The sequence below is a fragment of the Vibrio sp. Of7-15 genome (assembly GCF_022347565.1).
GTDB lineage: Bacteria > Pseudomonadota > Gammaproteobacteria > Enterobacterales > Vibrionaceae > NORP241.
On sequence record NZ_JAKRGH010000032.1, the window covers coordinates 30,551 to 48,004 of the forward strand.

A 17,454-nucleotide genomic window follows, 5' to 3' on the forward strand; every position below is an offset into this window, starting at 1 on the left:
TGACTATATCAATAGCGTGGTAATATTCTATCGGTTTATAGTTGGAAGGAAGCTACATTGATTGAGCTTGTTTTAGTTTTTACTCTACCATTAGGCATAGTGTTCGCATTTTTGCTTGCTCCCATTTGGATCCCCTACTTTACCAATAAAGAGAATAAATACTTTAGGTTCGATCGTTTGCATAAACTTGAAGGTGTAAAAAATAGAACTAGTGGTAGGCAGCTATTTTGGATGCATCAGCGTGCTGCTGGCCTCTATCTTTCTCCAGTGATTTTTTCAATATTTTTATGCTATTGTGTTGATAGTCAAGAGGTAGCATTTTTGATTATTGGCTTAATTCATTTGATATCGACAGTTTATATCTGTTTCCATGAGCCGTATTCTATGTACCTGCAATTCAAAGGGTTTCGCAAAGTAACCCATTTATTTTGGGGTGTAAATATGTTGCTAGCCGTCATTAACTTTGTTCTAGATGTTAGTCTACTCATTTTTCTTATCAGTTTAATGCTAATGATGTTATGGACAAAAAAGGTGGAAAGAGCGCTGGTTTATAGTCAAAAACTAAGTATTACCGTTTTTTAAAATAGAGAATAAATATTTGTTATTTTTATGTTCATGTAGTTGATACTGAAAATATCTAGTATCAGTAACCGATTTAATTTATTCTTGTTATCAATTTTGTAGATTAAATTATATAAATATGCAGGCCTAATATTTTAGGCATGTTTGCTTAAGGAGATTAAAGTGGCGACAGAAGTAGACCACACATCAAAATATAAATTGGCCTCTAGATGGTCACGTTTTTGGGCTGGAGTTATTGATTTTATCGTGTTTATTACTTTCATTATCCCCATATTTTTTTATACAGATGTTGGTGAGCGTATGACTAGTTCTGGTCAAGTTTCTCCAATGGAAACGGCGTTATTTGTCGTGTATAGCTGGCTTACATACCTACTTTGTAATGGATACTTACTGCATAAAAAAGGCCAAACTATTGGTAAAAATGTGTTTGAAATTGCAATTGTTGATTTAGATGAAAGGTTACTAGGTTTACCTAAATTATTAGTTAAACGTTCACTGCCTATGGTTATTTTAGGGTACATACCATTTATTGGGAGTTTTATGTCATTGATTAATATTTTGTTTATTTTTCGCAAAGACAAGCGCTGCCTACATGATTTAATTGCAGGAACAAAAGTCATAGATGTAACTGCTACGAAATAAGTGGAATTCAATATTGGCAGCAATATACGAAAACGGCACATGACCACATTCCTACAAACGGAGGTAAGTTTGAATCAAGAAGAGTTAAACTTAATGCATTTGCCACTTCAAAAAATACGTTTTCAATGATCTGACGAGTGCAGAGGTTCATTGTTTAGATCTTAATGAGCCATTTAAGATTTCGAAACCGTTTAAAGTGTTGTTTGATAAAAGCGGTATTATGGCAAGCAGGTTAACGGACGAACCTGTACCCCAACATGAAAATTTTCCAGTGTATACCAGTGGCGACAAAGGCTTAATTTGGGAACTGTTTGATTGTATTAAGTGGTTAAGCCGTGATGATACGGAATTGGCGAAGTCTTACATCAAAAAGTTGGCAGACAAGCTCTAAGTTATTTTAACTAATCATAAGGGGGCTAGCTGTTAGTCCATTTGTTAAACTTCCGTATTTTTTCATTGTTTTGATTGAAAATGGCATCTACGATGATACCAAGATAATTACGGAACATAACCTAGTGCAACGTTAGTTAGCCTATATTTGATCGTATAGACAATCGGTGAGGTCGTAGCTGCATGTAATGGATAGTTATGCTGGGTTGCCTATGTGTTAGGTGTTTTTCGGAGCCGTAAGCATGACGAAATTCTATCAATATCTCGCAGATGCTATTTTGTTTCTACACTTTTCGTTTGTCTTCTTTATCATTGTTTCTTTGATATTAATCTTACTCGGTGGGTGCCTTAAATGGGCTTGGATCAGAAACTGGTGGTTTCGAGTTGTTCATCTGGTGGGGATCAGTTTTGTTGTTGTTCAATCTTGGTTGGGGTTAATATGCCCACTCACAACACTGGAAATGTGGTTACGCGCGCAAGTTAATGAAGCGCACTATACCGGAAGCTTCATTCAATATTGGCTACAACGTATTTTGTATTATCAAGCCTCTGATTGGGTGTTTATATTGATTTATACCTTATTCGGTTTACTTGTTATCGTGTCATGGGTCCGACTTCCGCCACATAAATGAGTGAGTAATTATTTCCTAAACTGTGTCACTACGGGTTCTTTGTAGGGGAAGTTGGTTCTTTAGATGGGGCTATATTGAACGGTTTATCTATAGAAAAGTGAATTTTGACGTATAGGGCAGCGAAGATATTGCATTGTGCAATTATCCGTCTTACGTTGAGCAATAAACCTTAAAAGGTGAATGAAATGATCAGTTGTAATGAATATGACTATATAGAAATAGTGTGTATGTGTCGTTATCCTATTCAGTTAACTCTGAGGTCAGGAGCAATAATAGAATGCATAGCACTTGATACTCAGCGTAATGAAGACCGTGAAGAATGCATTAAAGTTGATGTAAATGGCGTTGAAGAGTTAGTCGTGTTAGATGGGATCTCTAAGCTTGTCGTTTGTATTGAAAATAAACACTTTCAAGAAGTCACTTTTCGATAATCATTAAATCAAAATAAACAGACTGTTATTCTTATGTGATGAGCTTAAGCTTTGTCTGGGGCTTATCTAAAGTATTCGTTTTCTAAGGAAAGAGTATGGAAATTTGGGCGTTATTTTTCTTTATACCAGCATGTTTTGCGCTCAACATGACGCCAGGGCCTAATAATCTTTTGTCCATGAATAATGCGCGATGTTATGGCTTTAAGTCTGCTGTTGCTGCTGGGCTTGGTCGAATTGCTGCATTTTCAGTTATGATTGCACTGGCGGCGTCTGGTTTAGCGGTTGTTTTATACACATCAGAAGTACTGTTTTTTCTAATAAAATTATTTGGTGCTGCTTATTTGCTCTGGATTGCGTTTAAACTTTGGCGCTCAGAATCGACCCCATTATCTGACATTGAGCGTAATAAAAAATTGATGGGGCTTGTAAAACAAGAGTTTGTATTGGCTGCGGGCAATCCGAAAGCAATTCTTATTTTTACTGCATTTCTTCCCCAATTTGTAGATGTTTCGGCAAATGCTGAGGCGCAATTTCTTGTATTAGGGGGAGTATTTCTCGTATTAGAAATACTCGCAATCTCTATTTATGCAGTGTTTGGCTTGTATTTAAGGAGCTGGTTTTCAAAGCCCCAAATGACAAGGCGCTTTAATAAAGCATGTGCTGCATTTTTGGCTTTGTCAGGGGCGAATTTGTTGTTCAGTCGGCAATAATTCACTCACTAAATGATTTGAGGCGGACACTCGCGGCATTTGCCTTTTCCGCCTAGGTATTTGGTTATTAAAAATTAACAAGTCGGAGAGGTAGTGCTCTTCGATACTATATCTTGCTTGTGGTGAACTACTGCCTGTGCTGCTACTTTAAGCCCTTTTATAATGGTTTCTAAATCCATTGAAGGGTGGTTTGTGTTCGTTGTTTGCTCTGGTATTAAGGGAATGTGAATAAAGCCATGAGTAATAGTACTACTTCTTAGATAGTGCTGAATACCATAAAAAAGATGGTTACACACAAAAGTGCCAGCAGAGTTTGATATCTGAGCTGCGATACCGTGTTCGGTTAGGCGATGGACAATAGCTTTAATGGGGAGTGTACTAAAATAAGCCGTTGGGCCATTAGGGATAATGGCAGAGTCGATAGGTTGATTGCCTTCGTTATCTTCTATTCGATAATCATCGATGTTGATAGCGACGCGCTCTGGTGTTATTGCATCTCTTCCAGCAGCTTGACCTATTGTTATCACATGATCTGGTTGGTATTTTTCAATAGTCGATGCGACAGTAGCAATAGCTTTGTCATGCACAACCGGAACTTGGCATGTCACGATAATGCCACCATCTAATAAGCAGCCATCAAGCTGTTTCACCGCCTCTAAAGACGGGTTGATCGTATCATTCCCAAAGGGCTCAAACCCCGTCATTAATACTGTTTTCATTCGGTTACCTTTTTAAATTATACCTTGTACTGCGATGGTACCGGGCTTTGACTTTCTTTTATAGAGGGAGCCTAATTCCACTTGGTTCATATCAGTGTCACGTTTTTTGGCAATACTGATGTTTTATTTCATCGAGTAAGACAATGACTGAGAAAAGTGAAAATTGTATTCCTGCTTACCAAACCTTTCTAATTAATCACGAATGGCATTCACGTATTGTGGGCTTTTTCATTGGAATTTTAATGATTGCCATTTATTTGTGGTTAGCTTCTGGGTTTATTAATCTATTAGTTAATTTGTACCATGCTTACCCTGACAATTGGTCACATGGCGCGGAAATCATGATTAAAGATATTGTGGTTATTTTGGCGTCTTTAGAGCTGATACGAGTGTTTCAAACTTATTTAGTAAAAGGGCGGGTGAAAGTCACATTCATTCTAGATGTGGCGTTAGTCGTGCTGATTGGCGAGCTGATCAGCTTATGGTATCGCGAATACAGTATGGATGAGGTGGTGATGAGCATCTTCGTGATTTCTATTTTGGTGTTGTTGCGTATTGTTACCACCAAATTTTCACCAGATGCTGCAGAAGTGTGATCGCCATAAGGCCAGTCGGTCGCTGGCCTTTTTGAATGACTATTTATTGATCAAATACGGCGTAATAAAGTCGGCGACTTCTTGCTGTAGAATCCCCGTACTTATTTCTACCCCAGCTTCCGTTAATATATTCAGTCCTGCTCCATTGTTTCTAGGATCACTGTCGATCAAAGCGACAACCACTCGTTTTACACCCAGTTGAGCCAATGTGTTTGCACAAGAGGGCGTACGCCCAACAAATGAGCACGGCTCTAGAGTGACATAAGCCGTTACCCCTTCAAAGCTGCCCTGATAGTTGGCAATGGCATGGGCTTCGGCGTGGTGTTCTCCAGGTGGTTGTGTGAACCCTTCACTGATGATGTTGCCATTTTTGACTAACACACAGCCAACAGGAGGGTTGGGGCGACAATGAGGCAGCGCACGTTTAGAAAGAGTGAGCGCTTGACGCATAAACATCTCGTCAGTAATTACAGTCATTGTTGATCTCTGAGCATGAACGAGAGCATAGCCTAGCTCATTCATTTCGTGATTGCACTTTAAAAGCTTGCTCTCATCCGTATCGCAAGGAGTAGCCTCTTATCAGTAGATATAAATAGTCAACAGCCAGTCGGGGATAAAGCAATCAGAAGAAGGGGTGTATGAAAGCGATAAATCAGGAAAAAGAAAGTTAGTATTGTTACTCTAGAGTAAATAGTTAGAAACCATGAAGATAATTCGCGTTAGATTCTTAATTTGGGTGAATTATTGCTGGCACTAACCTCTCAAAATCAAGCAAAGTTGATATATTAATATTTAATTTATAAATAAGATTTATTCTCACTTTCAATGGAATATGGTTTGAGATGAAAATAAAATTATTATCGACATTGGTCATGTTGTCACTTGCTGCACCTGCGTTTGCAGAGTCTCCTGTTACTCCTGAAAGCCTTTCATTAAGCGATGTTCAAAATGTTCAGGCAGATGAAACCTATACTTATGTTAGGTGTTGGTATCGCCCACATTTTACTCATGATGATGCGGCGACAGACTGGGAGTGGGCACGTAATTCAGATGGTAGTTACTATACGGTTCCAGGATACTGGTATTCGTCGATCTCTTTTAAAAACATGTTTTTTACTGATGTTGCACAAGATGCAATTAAAACAAAATGTGACAGTACGTTAGGGGTAGATCATGCTACCGCAGACATGACTTATTTTGCGTCGGATAATCGTTTTTCTTACAACCATTCTATTTGGACGAATGATAAGCCTAATCAACCCGCTGCAATTAATAAAATAATCAGCTTCGGTGACAGTATTTCTGATACTGGTAACCTGTTTAATGGTTCTCAGTGGATTTTTCCAAACAGCAATACGTGGTTCTTAGGTCACTTCTCTAACGGTTTTGTGTGGACTGAGTACCTTGCTAACATGAAAGACTTACCGCTTTATACGTGGGCTGTGGGTGGTGCTGCAGGTGAAACTAAGTATGTCGTGTTATCGGGTATTCATGATCAGGTAAACTCTTACTTAACCTACATGAAAATGGCGAAAAACTACCAGCCTAAAAACAGTTTATTCACCATTGAATTTGGTTTAAATGACTTTGTTAATTACGATCGCTCGGTGGCCGATGTAAGTAATGATTTCAAAAAAGCACTTAAAAAGCTAACTGAAAACGGAGCTGATAACATTCTGGTATTGAACCTACCAGATGCGACTAAAGCACCGCAATTTAAATACACATCTGTCGCTGAAGCGGAAAAAGTAAAAGCAAAAATTGATGCGTTTAATGTCTTCATTCAGCAGGAAGTGGCCGAGTACGCAAGTCAAGGGGTGAATATTGTCTTGCACGATACCAATACGCTCTTTACCAATATCACTCAAACCCCAGAGCGTTATGGTTTCCGTAATGCCACCGATGCGTGTCTTGATATTAATCGCAGTTCGTCAAAAGATTATTTAATGAGTCATTCTTTAACTAATGACTGTGCATCTTACGGTTCAGACAGTTACGTATTCTGGGGTGTGACTCACCCAACGACCAAAGCGCATGAAGTGATTGCAAATGAAGTTGTAGGCTCATCATTAAGCAGCTTCTCTTTTTAAAACAAAATAAGCCGACGATTGTCTTTGCATTAATACTGACAATGTTTAGCGCATAAATAAAAGCATAATGAGTGGTGAATCACTTGTTATGCTTTTTTATTTTCTGCTTTTGGTCTTATTATTATCAACATACTTCATGGAAAGAGAAGGTGTTCAATGCGTATATGGCTGGCGTTATGTTTGGTTTTGTTATCATCGGTAGGAGCGGCTAACCCCTTAGGTGAGCATCAAGTTAAGAGGGTTGCTTCTGTGCCTGGTGTGATCTGGGGGCTGACATTTCTTGATTCTAATCGGGCTTTTATTACCTTGCGATCTGGGAAAGCCTATATTGTTCATTTAGCGTCAGGAAAGAGTACTTTGATTAAAGGCGTGCCTTCGGTGCGTGCTTCTGGTCAGGGGGGCTTGTTAGATGTGGTTTTATCACCAGATAAGAAATGGCTGTATTTTACGTACAGTAAACCTGTTAAGGAAGGAGGAGCAACAACCCTAGCCAGAGCCAAACTTAATCAAAATCAGCTTATTGATTGGCAAGATCTTTTAGTGACTCAATCGAAAAACAGCTCAAGCCGTCATTATGGCAGTCGGATCACCTTTGATGATAAAGGCCATGTTTATTTTGGCGTCGGAGATCGAGGTGACAGAGATAATGGTCAAAATACCCTGACTCATGCAGCAACCATTTTGCGCTTAAACCTTGATGGCAGTGTGCCTAAAAGCAATCCGTTTGTGGGAGATGAAAAAGTACTTAATGAGATCTACAGTTACGGACATCGAAATCCACAAGGGCTATTTTACGATCATGTTACTCAGCAATTATGGGAGATTGAACATGGCCCTCGTGGCGGCGATGAAATTAATATGATCAAAGCGGGCGCAAATTATGGCTGGCCCGTAACCTCACACGGTAAAGAATACTGGGGACCAATTAAAGTTGGTAAAGCCGAGGAGATGGAGGGTATTGAGTCTCCAGTAAAAGTGTATGTGCCTTCTATCGCACCAGGGAGTTTAGTCGTGTACCGTGGTTCTGCTTTTCCTGAGCTAAATGGTCATTTATTGGCAGGGGCATTAAAGTTGACTCATTTGAATGTCATTAAAGTAAACGAGCAATTACAAGCGGTAGAAGAACACCGTTTGTTTGAAGAATTAAAAGAGCGTATTCGTGATGTGGATATTGACGATAATGGTTGGATCTATTTTTCGACAGACAGTGGCAATATTTATCAGGTCAGCCCGAAATAGCAAGAAGAGGGAAGGCTAATACAGAGAGCAGAAGGGAGCTGCTCTCTGGGGTTCACTTATTGTGTTTGTGCTAAAAATTGTTTTGCTTGTTTAGGTGATTGAATATGAATGAAATGAATATGCGAGTAGCGATCAGATGCCATGATCCGTAAATATTTCTTTCTATTACTATGGTAGCGTTTTATTGTCCATAAGATGATGGAATCTCGACTAAAAAATGATTTCTTAAACGTTTCAATATTCCCCGTGTTTGGCCACAGTTCTTCTTTGTTCCAAGATCGGATAAAAGCCCGTTTTAATGCTTGATACAGAGTGCGAGGAAACGAATAATCGATCCAAATAACGTGCGTCGCTTTTTGCCATTTTAGTGGAATTGTGCGGGTATAATTACCATCTAATACCCATGAATTAGGCGATAGCTCCTTTTCTAATTTTTCAAAAAACTCGTCATCATTGGGCTCTTGCCAGTCTACTTTCCAGTAAATTTTATCCATTTCTACATAAGGGACATTCAGTACTTGCGCTAACTGCTGGCTAAAAGTGGATTTTCCACTACCGCTGGTGCCAACCACATTAATTTTTGCATGAGTGTCTGTTGATATACCCATTAAATAATTCTCCTTGCCGAATGAGAAGGAGGCGTATTGTCTGGATGCAATTTAAAAATGCCAACTAAAAATAAAGGAAATGTGGTGGAGTTAACAATGTTTCCGAAAGAAAGAAGTTGAGGTTAGAAAAGTAATAGGTATAACCTTTTGTTTATAAGGCTATTAATCATTGGTGATTAATCGGAGGCTGCCTTTTTTATAAATATATACATTATTCTTATTTATCACAATAATGATAACTGTTATCATTCGCGTCTTTCTGGCGGTGGTAATTAAGGAGAACCCGTGATGATGGCAATCAATCCAGCGAATATGGAATATGTTGATAGTATGTATCAAGAGCATCGCAGCTGGCTGTCGTTATATATTCAACGTCGATTGAGCTGCCCAGAGGTAACAGCAGATTTGGTGCAAGACACCTATTTGCGCTTGTTAGTTCGAGGTAAACTGCCAGAGAAAAAAGACTCACGTCGTTATTTGACGCATATTGCGAAAGGATTGGTGATTGATCTATATCGCCGTCGTAATATCGAAACGGCGTATTTGGATTTACTTGAGCAAGAGCCTGAAGTGGTTGCGCCTTCTCCCGAATCGCAGGCCATTATTGTTGAAGCATTGGTGGAAATTGATGTTTTGTTACATCGTTTGCCTCATAAAGCACGTCAAGCGTTGCTGATGCGTCAATTGGAGGGCATGAGTTACAAGCAAATTGCTCTAGAGCTTGATGTTTCTGTTTCTTCTGTTGAAAAGTACGTCGCTAAAGCTTTGCAAAGTTGTTTGATGGCAGTGCTTGAGGAGCAAAATTAAGCATGGAAAACATTTCCAGAGAAGCCATCAGGCAAGCCTCTTTGTGGATGGCACGATTATGGGCAGATGACGTAACAGAGCAAGACAAGCAGGCATTTCAAAGTTGGTTAACGGCAAACCCGGAAAATGAGTTTGCTTGGCAGCAGTTAGAGTTTTTACAGAAAAAGTTCAGCAATGTGCCTCAAACTCCAATGAGCCGCAAGGTACTCACAAAATCACGCCGTGGTCTTTCTCGTCGTCAGGTATTGCTGCTTGGTGGTATTTCACTCGGCACTTTAGGTTTGGTTCTATCGAGCCGTGCTGAGATCCCAAATGGCGCAGAATACGTGACAGCGACAGGGGAAGTTCGAACACTTACGTTATCGGATGGCACGACGTTAGCGATGAACACTGGTACGCGTGTTTATGTGGACTTTAATCAGCAAGAGCGAAAACTGCATTTGATGGAAGGAGAGATTATGGTGACCTCTTCTCACCATCTGACCCCATTTTATGTGTCGACTCAACAAGGCAGGGTGGTGCCGATTGGGACGCGATTTACGGTTCGCCAACAAAGGGGTAGCACACAAGTGAGTGTGTACGAAGGGGAAGTAGCATTGCATCCAATGGGCGCTGCACTGACGGAGCATTTATTGGCCGGAGAGCAAACCCAATTTAACGCTGATCATATTGAGCAAAAAACTCATAATATGTCAGAAGAAGCCTTGTGGTTGGAGCAGAAAATCTTAGCTCAGAGCACTCCCTTAACAGAATTTATTACTGATTTAGCCAGATATCGTCGGGGGATCATTAAGGTCGATCCAAGTTTAGCGTCACTGCGCCTAACAGGGGTTTTTTCTACTCAAGATACGGATAAAACCCTTTATAACATTAGCCAAGTGTTGCCGATAGAAGTTCACTACCGCACCGCATTATGGGTAAACATTACGCCTAAGATCCAGTAAAGCATTAATTATTTCACTTATTTTTCCTATGGCATTGAGGATTTTCTCTTTTCATTCGGTGTAGTTGCTAGTTAGTAAATCGAAAAGGAAATCAACGTGTCATTCCCTTCCCATCCTTCGTTGCTCGCCGTACTGGTGAGTGCGAAGCTGAGCCTCGTTAGTGTGTTGGCTCCGGCTTCTGCATGGTCTGCCGAAGCCCTTGATTATAATATCCCTGCTGGAAAACTGGATATTGTGCTCAACCAATTTGCGTTAGAAGCGGGGATTGAGTTTCATCTTAATGCTGCGTTGTCTGATGGTATGTACAGCATGGGGTTGAGTGGAAATTATCAACCTGAAGATGCATTAACGCTTATTCTTGCTAATACTGGGCTGACTGCCGAGCCACAAGCCGATGGTGTCTTTCGTCTGACAGGGCAAGATAATGCTTTTTTGCTTGATCCTATTCAGGTGAGCACCAGCTTTGATGATGGGATAAGCCGCGACGACGCGGGGGAAATGGCCATTTATGATGCCGATGTGTCTACTGCTTATGTAGGTAAAGAAGAAATAGAGCGTTTTAAAGGGACCAATGCGGCGGATTTATTTACGGGAATGGCTAATACATTCAGTGGGGAGGCGCGTAATGGCGGTGGCAGTATTGATCCTAATATTCGTGGGGTTCAGGGGCCAGGCCGTGTTCCTGTGATCATTGATGGTACTGAGCAAAGTATTTCGGTTTACAATGGCTATCGGGGCGCTTCTAACCGTAATTACATTGATCCTAACTTAATTGGGGGAATGAAAGTCCACAAAGGTGCACAGATCAATGCCGATGTGAACACCTCGGTTGGTGGTGCGGTCGAAGTGACCACGCTTTCTCCACAAGATATTGTTCCAGAAGGCGACACTTTTGGGATGGAGTTTGTAGTCGAAAGCAGCAGCAACTCCGTCAAGCCCAATAAAGCGAGACTTCATACCGGAAAAAATTGGCAAGATGTGCCCGCCTATCAAGACATCGGTGGGGTGCCTTTGTACGATGATCCTGAATTGCGGTTTGAAACACGCAGCAGTGATCGTAATAACCCCGTTAACGGGGAAGATGTCGCTTATCGATTGGCTGTGTCTGGGATCAGCCCAAAATTTGAATGGTTGGGCGCTTATGCTTATCGAAAGCGTGGCAACTATTTCTCAGGTTCAAACAAGGCTGAGTTTTATCAACAACAGGGTAAAACGGAGCAAGGCGACATGGTGGCTGGTCGTAATCCCTTTTTGCAACCAGAACAAGTGGCACTGAATCACTATCCGGGCCACGAAGTGCCTAATACATCCTCAGAAATGGAATCGTTTTTGTTAAAGGGCACGATTAACTTTTCTGATTTTTATAAGCTCCAATTGAATGCACGTTATACACTAAGCACCCATGGCGAGATTTTGGCCAGTCGCTCTGATTATCGTAACCAAGACGGACTGCCTCAATGGCCATTGGCTACTGCCGATATGCAGGCGTACAGCATTAAATTTCGCGCCAATCCAGACAGTCGTTTTTTCGATCTAAGCACTAACCTTTGGATGACGCTAACCGATTCGAAAACCAATACCGGTTACGGTTTTCCAAATTTTTTGAACCCTCAAAGTGACACGCCAAATACCATTGTTAATACATCGACCGTGAACCGCGAAGAGTCACGTTTTGGCTTCAACTTTAAAAATAAAATGTTGCTGGCTGATAGTGTCGATATGACTTTCTCTGGCAGTTATCAAAAGCATGAATTGGCCCCGAAAGAAGGGCTGCAATACATGATTGATTACTATGGTGGTGCAGTGCGTGCCGGGGAACGTGAAGAATACAATGGTGCCCTGACGATGGAGTGGCGTCCATTAGACTTTATGATTGTTAATGCGGGTGTTCGTTATGTGTATTATAAATCGATTGATAATTACATCAAAAATCGTGTAGATGCAGGTGACATGCAAAGCTTACGTGAATACAGAGATTTGGGATACAGCCTAAGTTATCAAACTCAAGAAAGGTATGCCGATGAAGAGATTGCTCAGAACGTAGCGAACGCAGAGCATGCGGTTCGCTCAACGTTTACACGCGAAGCCTTGGCTGAAGACATAAATCGATTACAGAATCTGATTGTGATGATGCCGGATAAGGCCGATGAATACCGGGCACAAATAGATGAACGTCAAAACGAGTTGGCGAACTTTGATGCCTTATTGGCTGAAAAAGTGGAGCAGAAAGTGACAGAAGCGCAGAATGAAACGACGTATGTGCAGGATCACAGCTCCGATTGGATGGGGGACAGCAAAAATGATTATACATTGGCTAATAACGCTTGTGCGGCAGCGTTGAATAACCCAAATTACATTGAAGGCAGCTGTAAAGCACAACGCATCGAAGCAGAGCCAACCCCCAATACCCGTTATAAGTCCAGTGATGGTGGGTGGATGCCTTCGCTAAGCACAACGGTGTTATTTAACGATAACAGCCGTGCTTATGTTCGTTATGCAGAGACATTGCGTTTTCCGAGTTTATTTGAAAGCACCAGCGGTTTTTCGGCCACACCGAGTTATTCAGCTCCCCTTGAGCCAGAGCGCGCTAAGTTGTGGGAAACCGCCTATATTCATTATTTCGACGCAGCCAGTGTGAAAGTCACTTATTTTGATCAGACCATTGATGATGTAATGGATCGAGATCGTAATAACATGAGCTTTACGAATTTGGACAGCCAGCGAACCAGTGGTATTGAACTACAAGGAATGTACGACAATGGCCATTATTTTAGCGATGCTTCAATGGCTTATAATTTTAGAAATGAAGTGTGTGATGAAACCTCAGCCAGTCAGAAATTCATGAGTGATATTCTGGAAGGAAACGCAACTTCAACAGAAACTTGTGTCAGAGCCGGATTTAGCCAAGGGAGTTATTTAGCCGCCCATGCCGCTCCTGAGTGGTCTGCCAGTTTGCTTCTTGGGGCTCGTTTTTTCAATCAGCAGCTTGAAACAGGTGTAAGAACAAATTATGTTTCTGGCAGTCATAAAGATGAAGTGATCAAACGCACGGACGTTACTACCGTCGATGCTTATGTGAAATACGTGATTAACGATCATTTAGAAACCGAACTGACAGGAATGAATCTTACTGATATTTATTACTTGGAAGCGGGCTCTGTTTCGGGCATGCCATCACCGGGAAGAACCGTTGGTTTGAAGCTAAGAGGACGTTTTTAGAGTGTAATGTATGGCGTTGCTTTTTCTCTTGGGAAGCAACGCCAGTTTATTTACATGATTCTTAGGCCATTACATCGAAACGGCTTCAATCTTGTTGCCGTCTACATCGCGTACAAACGCCGCATAGTAGCTTTCGCTGTATTCAGGTCTGAGCCCTGGTTTACCTTCACATGAACCGCCTAGCTCAAGAGCAACACGGTAAAATTCATCAACGGCATTTTGATCCGGTGCATTAAACGCGACGTGTGATCCGTGCCCTATTGTTGCCTTGTTTTCACATGGGCATCCAACCCAAAACTCGAAATTATCACCATACGCTGCGGCAACATTTTCGATGTAGTGAGAACGCTTGATGGCTAGTGTAGACAATACGGCGTCATAAAAACTCACGGCTTTAGCCATATCCGACGTGCCCACAGACACATGGTTTAAGATCATTCAACATTCCTTCTTTTTGTTTATTGGCTTAACGTATTGATTCTTTGATGATGTAGACTTTGATATTTATCAATATGGCTATTTTAGTGCCGCAGAGAGAGTGAGGAAGTGTAAATTTCTTCATCCTTCACATTTAAATTAAATTGTTAGATTTGTCTCACAACTATAAATAAAAACAGGTGGTTAGTGCTTTGTGAATTTTTTCGGCTTGAGCTTTATTTGCCTTTATTCACTTTTCTATAAAAATAAATGTCCTGCAACATTACGGTTTATTTGGTTTCGTTCGGTGTAGTGGGTGAGACATTAATTCCACATCATAGCTGACCGAGCAAAGAGGTGAATTCCGCGAAAGGTGCGATTTTCGTGTTGGCTGTGATAACACCAGTAAATTAGGACGAAACAAATGAAATCAAGATTGAAATGGATGCTTTTTTCTTTGGCTGTGCCAATGCTGGTTGCCTGTAACAGCGATGATGCAGACACTTCTGCATCAGATAACGCTGATCAAAATCAGGCTCCTATTGCAGCAGCGGGAGATAACCAAAATGTGTCTGTTGGCGATGTGGTGAAACTAGATGGAAAGAATAGCTCAGACAAAGATGGAGACTTGATCACTTATCGCTGGTCCATTAAAACAAAGCCAGAAGGCAGTCAAGCCAGCCTAAAGAAGAGCGACACGGTAACACCTGAATTTACGGCAGATTTAGCGGGAACTTATGTGATTGAGTTGGTGGTTAACGATGGTAAATCAGACAGTAAAACCGTGAGTGTGAATGTTTTGGTGACACCAGTAGCAGTGAATTCGCCGCCAGTGGTGAATGCTGGAGAAGATAAAACTTATGCCATTGGTGAAGCTGTTCAACTGGTTGGTAGTGCCACCGATGCCGATGGTGAACAACTGACGTATCAGTGGACAATCATACAGTTACCAGAGAACAGCACCCCAACACTGACGAACAGCGATCAAATTACTGCAACGCTGAATGCGAACGCTCAAGGTAATTATGTATTAAAGTTGACGGTGTCTGACAAGGAAGTGAGCGTGGAAGATACGGTTACTATTACTCTTGAACCTGCTAATGTCGCACCTGTGGCCGTCGCTGGAGCGGATGTTGATGTTGTTATAGGCTCGACAGCTCGGTTAGATGGTCGTGCAAGCAGTGATGGTAACAATGATGCTTTATTGTATGAATGGGCATTTGTTTCTAAGCCTGAAAACAGCATGGCCGATTTGGATAATGTCACTTCTGAAACCCCAAGCTTTATTCCAGATCTTGTGGGTGAGTATGTGTTGTCTTTAACGGTTAGCGATGGTGAGTTAAAAAGTGCGCCATCGAATGTGAAAGTTACGGTAGTGGAAGCAAATAGCGGTGAGCTTAAGCTTGTGTTTGATGGTGAAACAACACCTAAATCATGGCCATTTGCTTTAGAGCCAGCTCAAGTTCAAGTGACGATCAATGAAGATCCATTGCCAGCTGCTTATAAGGTAGGTAGTTTTACATTAGAAGCTGTTGGAATGGATTATACGGTGAAAGAAGTGATTGCAATGGATGTAATGGACAGTGTGACGCCGTATGTGGTTGGTGTACAAGTTGGGCAAGTTATTAAAGCTGGTGAAAGTGTGACCGTGGAGCTAATGTCGCCATTAACTGGCGGTACACAAGTGATGCTGTCTTTCGGCGTTACCATTGCTGAAAATAGCGATTACTACATGAGTGCTTCGTATTTCTTTACCAGTAATTAATACTTTTAGAGAGCTTTATTTGGCGCGGCATACCGCGCCTTTTTTATTGGCAGATTATATTGAATTATTTTTTGCTTATTATTACGGATTTTACGATTTGGTACGGTATAGACGGTGAAACGTTAATTTTGAAACACGGTAAACCGAATTAAATCTACGCTAACGAGGCGATCGGTCTATTGCGCGTGTTCTGCGTAGATCAGGATGATAGAAATGAAATCAAAAGTGCATGGGGTATTGTTAAGTGTGCTGATGCCATTACTGGTTGCATGTAATGGAGGCAGTGACAACAGTGCGAATGATGAAAACTCGAATAATCAAGCTCCGATAGCCATTTCTGGCATTAATCAAAATGTGAAAACTGGGGATGTTGTCAAATTGGATGGCAGTAATAGCGTTGATAAAGATCAAGACCTAATTACGTATCAATGGGTTATCCAGTCTAAGCCGGATAACAGCGAAGCCACGTTAAAAAATGCCCAAACTGTATTACCAGAATTTACCGCAGATAAAAGTGGCACTTATATTATTGAATTGGTGGTGCATGATGGCAAGGTTGCCAGTCGTCCTAATCAAGTAAAAATCGTGGCGATTTCACAATCGGAAAATTCAGCTCCGGTTGCGAATGCTGGAGCTGACTCCAGTGCAAGTTTAGTACGTATGGCTCTGCTTTTGGGTACCCAAACAACCGATGCGGATGGCGATGAACTTTATTACTATTGGGAATTGATCGGCCAGCCAGAAAATAGCGCTCCAGAGCTTTCTTTTCAAACCAGCAGTAATATCGCCTCAATGACAACGGATGTGGCTGGTGATTATGTCGTTAAGTTAACGGTCTCTGACGGGAAAGCGTTTTCCAGCGATACCGTAAAAGTGACTTTTTATTATGAAAATGTGCCACCGGTGTCTGGCGTCAATAACAGCATGATCGCTCTTGTCGGTGCTTCTGTTCCTTTAGATGGATCGTCGAGCTTTGATGCCAATGACGACCCATTAATGTATCAGTGGTCTGTGACTTCAAAGCCCAATAATTCAAATGTGACCATTGATAACCCTATGATTGAAAAAACCTCTTTTACTGGTGATGTACCAGGGGTTTATCAGTTTTCTTTAATTGTTGATGACGGAGAGCTACAAAGCACGCCAAACAGTTTGGCCGTCAGGGTAGTTTCGCCACAAGCGCCTCATACTCGATTGCTGGTGGGTGACGAGAGCGAGCCACAAATTTTGCCTTATCGACAACAGTTTGTGGTTGATAAAACAAGTGAAACAGGCGAGATATCTGAGAGTTATATTCTAGGCCGTTATGCTATTGAGGCAGTAGGGAAAGACGTGACTATCAGTGGTATTCGTGCCGAAGACGCTTCGGGCAATATTGTCCCCTATTTTCAGGGTTTATCTGCTGGGAATACTCAGGTGGTGAGAAAAGGAGATCGCTTAACGTTTGATTTAGTGGCTCCGGCGACGGGCGGCAAGCAAAGTGAATTGCATTTTTCATTTGTGTGGAGCTTAAATGGCCCTAATGATTTTAGTATGCAAGAAAGATTCACGGTGAGTTACCAGTTTATTAGCCGTTAAAATATAGGCGCTTCATTCTAGCGTTGTAATTTGTTCTTATTAATAAAAGCGCGTGTATCGCGCTTTTTTTGTTTGTATCAATGTT

Annotated in this window: 17 protein-coding genes and 1 pseudogene; 14 read left to right on the forward strand and 4 right to left on the reverse strand. The window is 41.3% G+C overall.

Annotated elements, in window-relative coordinates; all coding sequences use genetic code 11:
* Positions 1-57 precede the first annotated feature (57 nt).
* The 6 genes and pseudogenes from MHO82_RS22540 to MHO82_RS22565 all read left to right on the forward strand — a co-directional run bounded on the left by MHO82_RS22540 (position 58) and on the right by MHO82_RS22565 (position 3,387).
* The gene (locus tag MHO82_RS22540; RefSeq protein WP_239188167.1) at positions 58-582 is read left to right on the forward strand and encodes a hypothetical protein; all 525 of its coding nucleotides are present in this window, start codon (positions 58-60) and stop codon (positions 580-582) included.
* A 162-nt stretch (positions 583-744) separates the two neighbouring features.
* The gene (locus tag MHO82_RS22545) at positions 745-1,224 is read left to right on the forward strand and encodes an RDD family protein (RefSeq protein ID WP_239188170.1); all 480 of its coding nucleotides are present in this window, start codon (positions 745-747) and stop codon (positions 1,222-1,224) included.
* Between the two features lie 103 nt (positions 1,225-1,327).
* Positions 1,328-1,615: pseudogene (locus tag MHO82_RS22550) on the forward strand (hypothetical protein); the annotation flags it as partial.
* A gap of 241 nt (positions 1,616-1,856) precedes the next feature.
* The gene (locus tag MHO82_RS22555; protein ID WP_239188172.1) at positions 1,857-2,246 is read left to right on the forward strand and encodes a DUF2784 domain-containing protein; all 390 of its coding nucleotides are present in this window, start codon (positions 1,857-1,859) and stop codon (positions 2,244-2,246) included.
* A gap of 185 nt (positions 2,247-2,431) precedes the next feature.
* Positions 2,432-2,677: a Rho-binding antiterminator gene (locus tag MHO82_RS22560; RefSeq protein ID WP_239188174.1), complete on the forward strand. Its 246-nt coding sequence runs from the start codon at positions 2,432-2,434 to the stop codon at positions 2,675-2,677.
* A 95-nt stretch (positions 2,678-2,772) separates the two neighbouring features.
* Positions 2,773-3,387: a LysE family translocator gene (locus tag MHO82_RS22565; protein WP_239188176.1), complete on the forward strand. Its 615-nt coding sequence runs from the start codon at positions 2,773-2,775 to the stop codon at positions 3,385-3,387.
* Between the two features lie 74 nt (positions 3,388-3,461).
* Here the strand turns inward: MHO82_RS22565 and pcp are convergent, their stop codons facing one another.
* Positions 3,462-4,106, reverse strand: a complete 645-nt coding sequence (gene pcp, locus MHO82_RS22570) for a pyroglutamyl-peptidase I (protein WP_239188178.1) — start codon at positions 4,104-4,106, stop codon at positions 3,462-3,464.
* Positions 4,107-4,249: 143 nt separating this feature from the next.
* Here pcp and MHO82_RS22575 point away from each other — a divergent pair, with 143 nt between their 5' ends.
* Positions 4,250-4,702, forward strand: a complete 453-nt coding sequence (locus MHO82_RS22575; RefSeq protein ID WP_239188180.1) for a phosphate-starvation-inducible PsiE family protein — start codon at positions 4,250-4,252, stop codon at positions 4,700-4,702.
* Between the two features lie 39 nt (positions 4,703-4,741).
* Here MHO82_RS22575 and MHO82_RS22580 read toward each other — a convergent pair whose 3' ends face one another.
* A complete protein-coding gene (locus tag MHO82_RS22580; protein WP_239188182.1) occupies positions 4,742-5,179 on the reverse strand; it encodes a bifunctional diaminohydroxyphosphoribosylaminopyrimidine deaminase/5-amino-6-(5-phosphoribosylamino)uracil reductase RibD in 438 nt (145 codons plus the stop codon).
* Positions 5,180-5,544: 365 nt separating this feature from the next.
* Between MHO82_RS22580 and MHO82_RS22585 the strand changes: the two genes are divergently transcribed.
* Both MHO82_RS22585 and MHO82_RS22590 read left to right on the forward strand, forming a co-directional pair.
* Complete coding sequence (locus MHO82_RS22585) at positions 5,545-6,792, forward strand: SGNH/GDSL hydrolase family protein (protein WP_239188184.1); 1,248 nt, start codon at positions 5,545-5,547, stop codon at positions 6,790-6,792.
* Positions 6,793-6,948: 156 nt separating this feature from the next.
* Complete coding sequence (locus MHO82_RS22590; RefSeq protein ID WP_239188186.1) at positions 6,949-8,031, forward strand: PQQ-dependent sugar dehydrogenase; 1,083 nt, start codon at positions 6,949-6,951, stop codon at positions 8,029-8,031.
* A 56-nt stretch (positions 8,032-8,087) separates the two neighbouring features.
* Here the strand turns inward: MHO82_RS22590 and MHO82_RS22595 are convergent, their stop codons facing one another.
* Positions 8,088-8,639: an adenylate kinase gene (locus MHO82_RS22595; RefSeq protein WP_239188188.1), complete on the reverse strand. Its 552-nt coding sequence runs from the start codon at positions 8,637-8,639 to the stop codon at positions 8,088-8,090.
* A gap of 288 nt (positions 8,640-8,927) precedes the next feature.
* On the opposite strand from MHO82_RS22595, the gene MHO82_RS22600 reads away from it, so the two are divergent.
* The 3 genes from MHO82_RS22600 (at position 8,928) to MHO82_RS22610 (ending at position 13,609) form a co-directional block, all read left to right on the forward strand.
* Entirely contained in the window at positions 8,928-9,446 is a 519-nt protein-coding gene (locus tag MHO82_RS22600) for a sigma-70 family RNA polymerase sigma factor (protein WP_239188190.1), read from the forward strand.
* A gap of 2 nt (positions 9,447-9,448) precedes the next feature.
* Positions 9,449-10,390 carry a FecR domain-containing protein gene (locus tag MHO82_RS22605; protein ID WP_239188192.1) on the forward strand — a complete coding sequence of 314 codons (942 nt, stop codon included), beginning with the start codon at positions 9,449-9,451 and terminating at the stop codon, positions 10,388-10,390.
* Between the two features lie 96 nt (positions 10,391-10,486).
* The gene (locus tag MHO82_RS22610) at positions 10,487-13,609 is read left to right on the forward strand and encodes a TonB-dependent receptor (protein ID WP_239188194.1); all 3,123 of its coding nucleotides are present in this window, start codon (positions 10,487-10,489) and stop codon (positions 13,607-13,609) included.
* Positions 13,610-13,678: 69 nt separating this feature from the next.
* Here the strand turns inward: MHO82_RS22610 and MHO82_RS22615 are convergent, their stop codons facing one another.
* Positions 13,679-14,047, reverse strand: a complete 369-nt coding sequence (locus MHO82_RS22615; protein WP_239188196.1) for a VOC family protein — start codon at positions 14,045-14,047, stop codon at positions 13,679-13,681.
* Between the two features lie 403 nt (positions 14,048-14,450).
* Between MHO82_RS22615 and MHO82_RS22620 the strand changes: the two genes are divergently transcribed.
* Together MHO82_RS22620 and MHO82_RS22625 are read left to right on the forward strand one after the other, a co-directional pair.
* The gene (locus tag MHO82_RS22620) at positions 14,451-15,791 is read left to right on the forward strand and encodes a PKD domain-containing protein (RefSeq protein ID WP_239188198.1); all 1,341 of its coding nucleotides are present in this window, start codon (positions 14,451-14,453) and stop codon (positions 15,789-15,791) included.
* A 213-nt stretch (positions 15,792-16,004) separates the two neighbouring features.
* Complete coding sequence (locus tag MHO82_RS22625; RefSeq protein WP_239188200.1) at positions 16,005-17,369, forward strand: PKD domain-containing protein; 1,365 nt, start codon at positions 16,005-16,007, stop codon at positions 17,367-17,369.
* Positions 17,370-17,454: the final 85 nt, after the last annotated feature.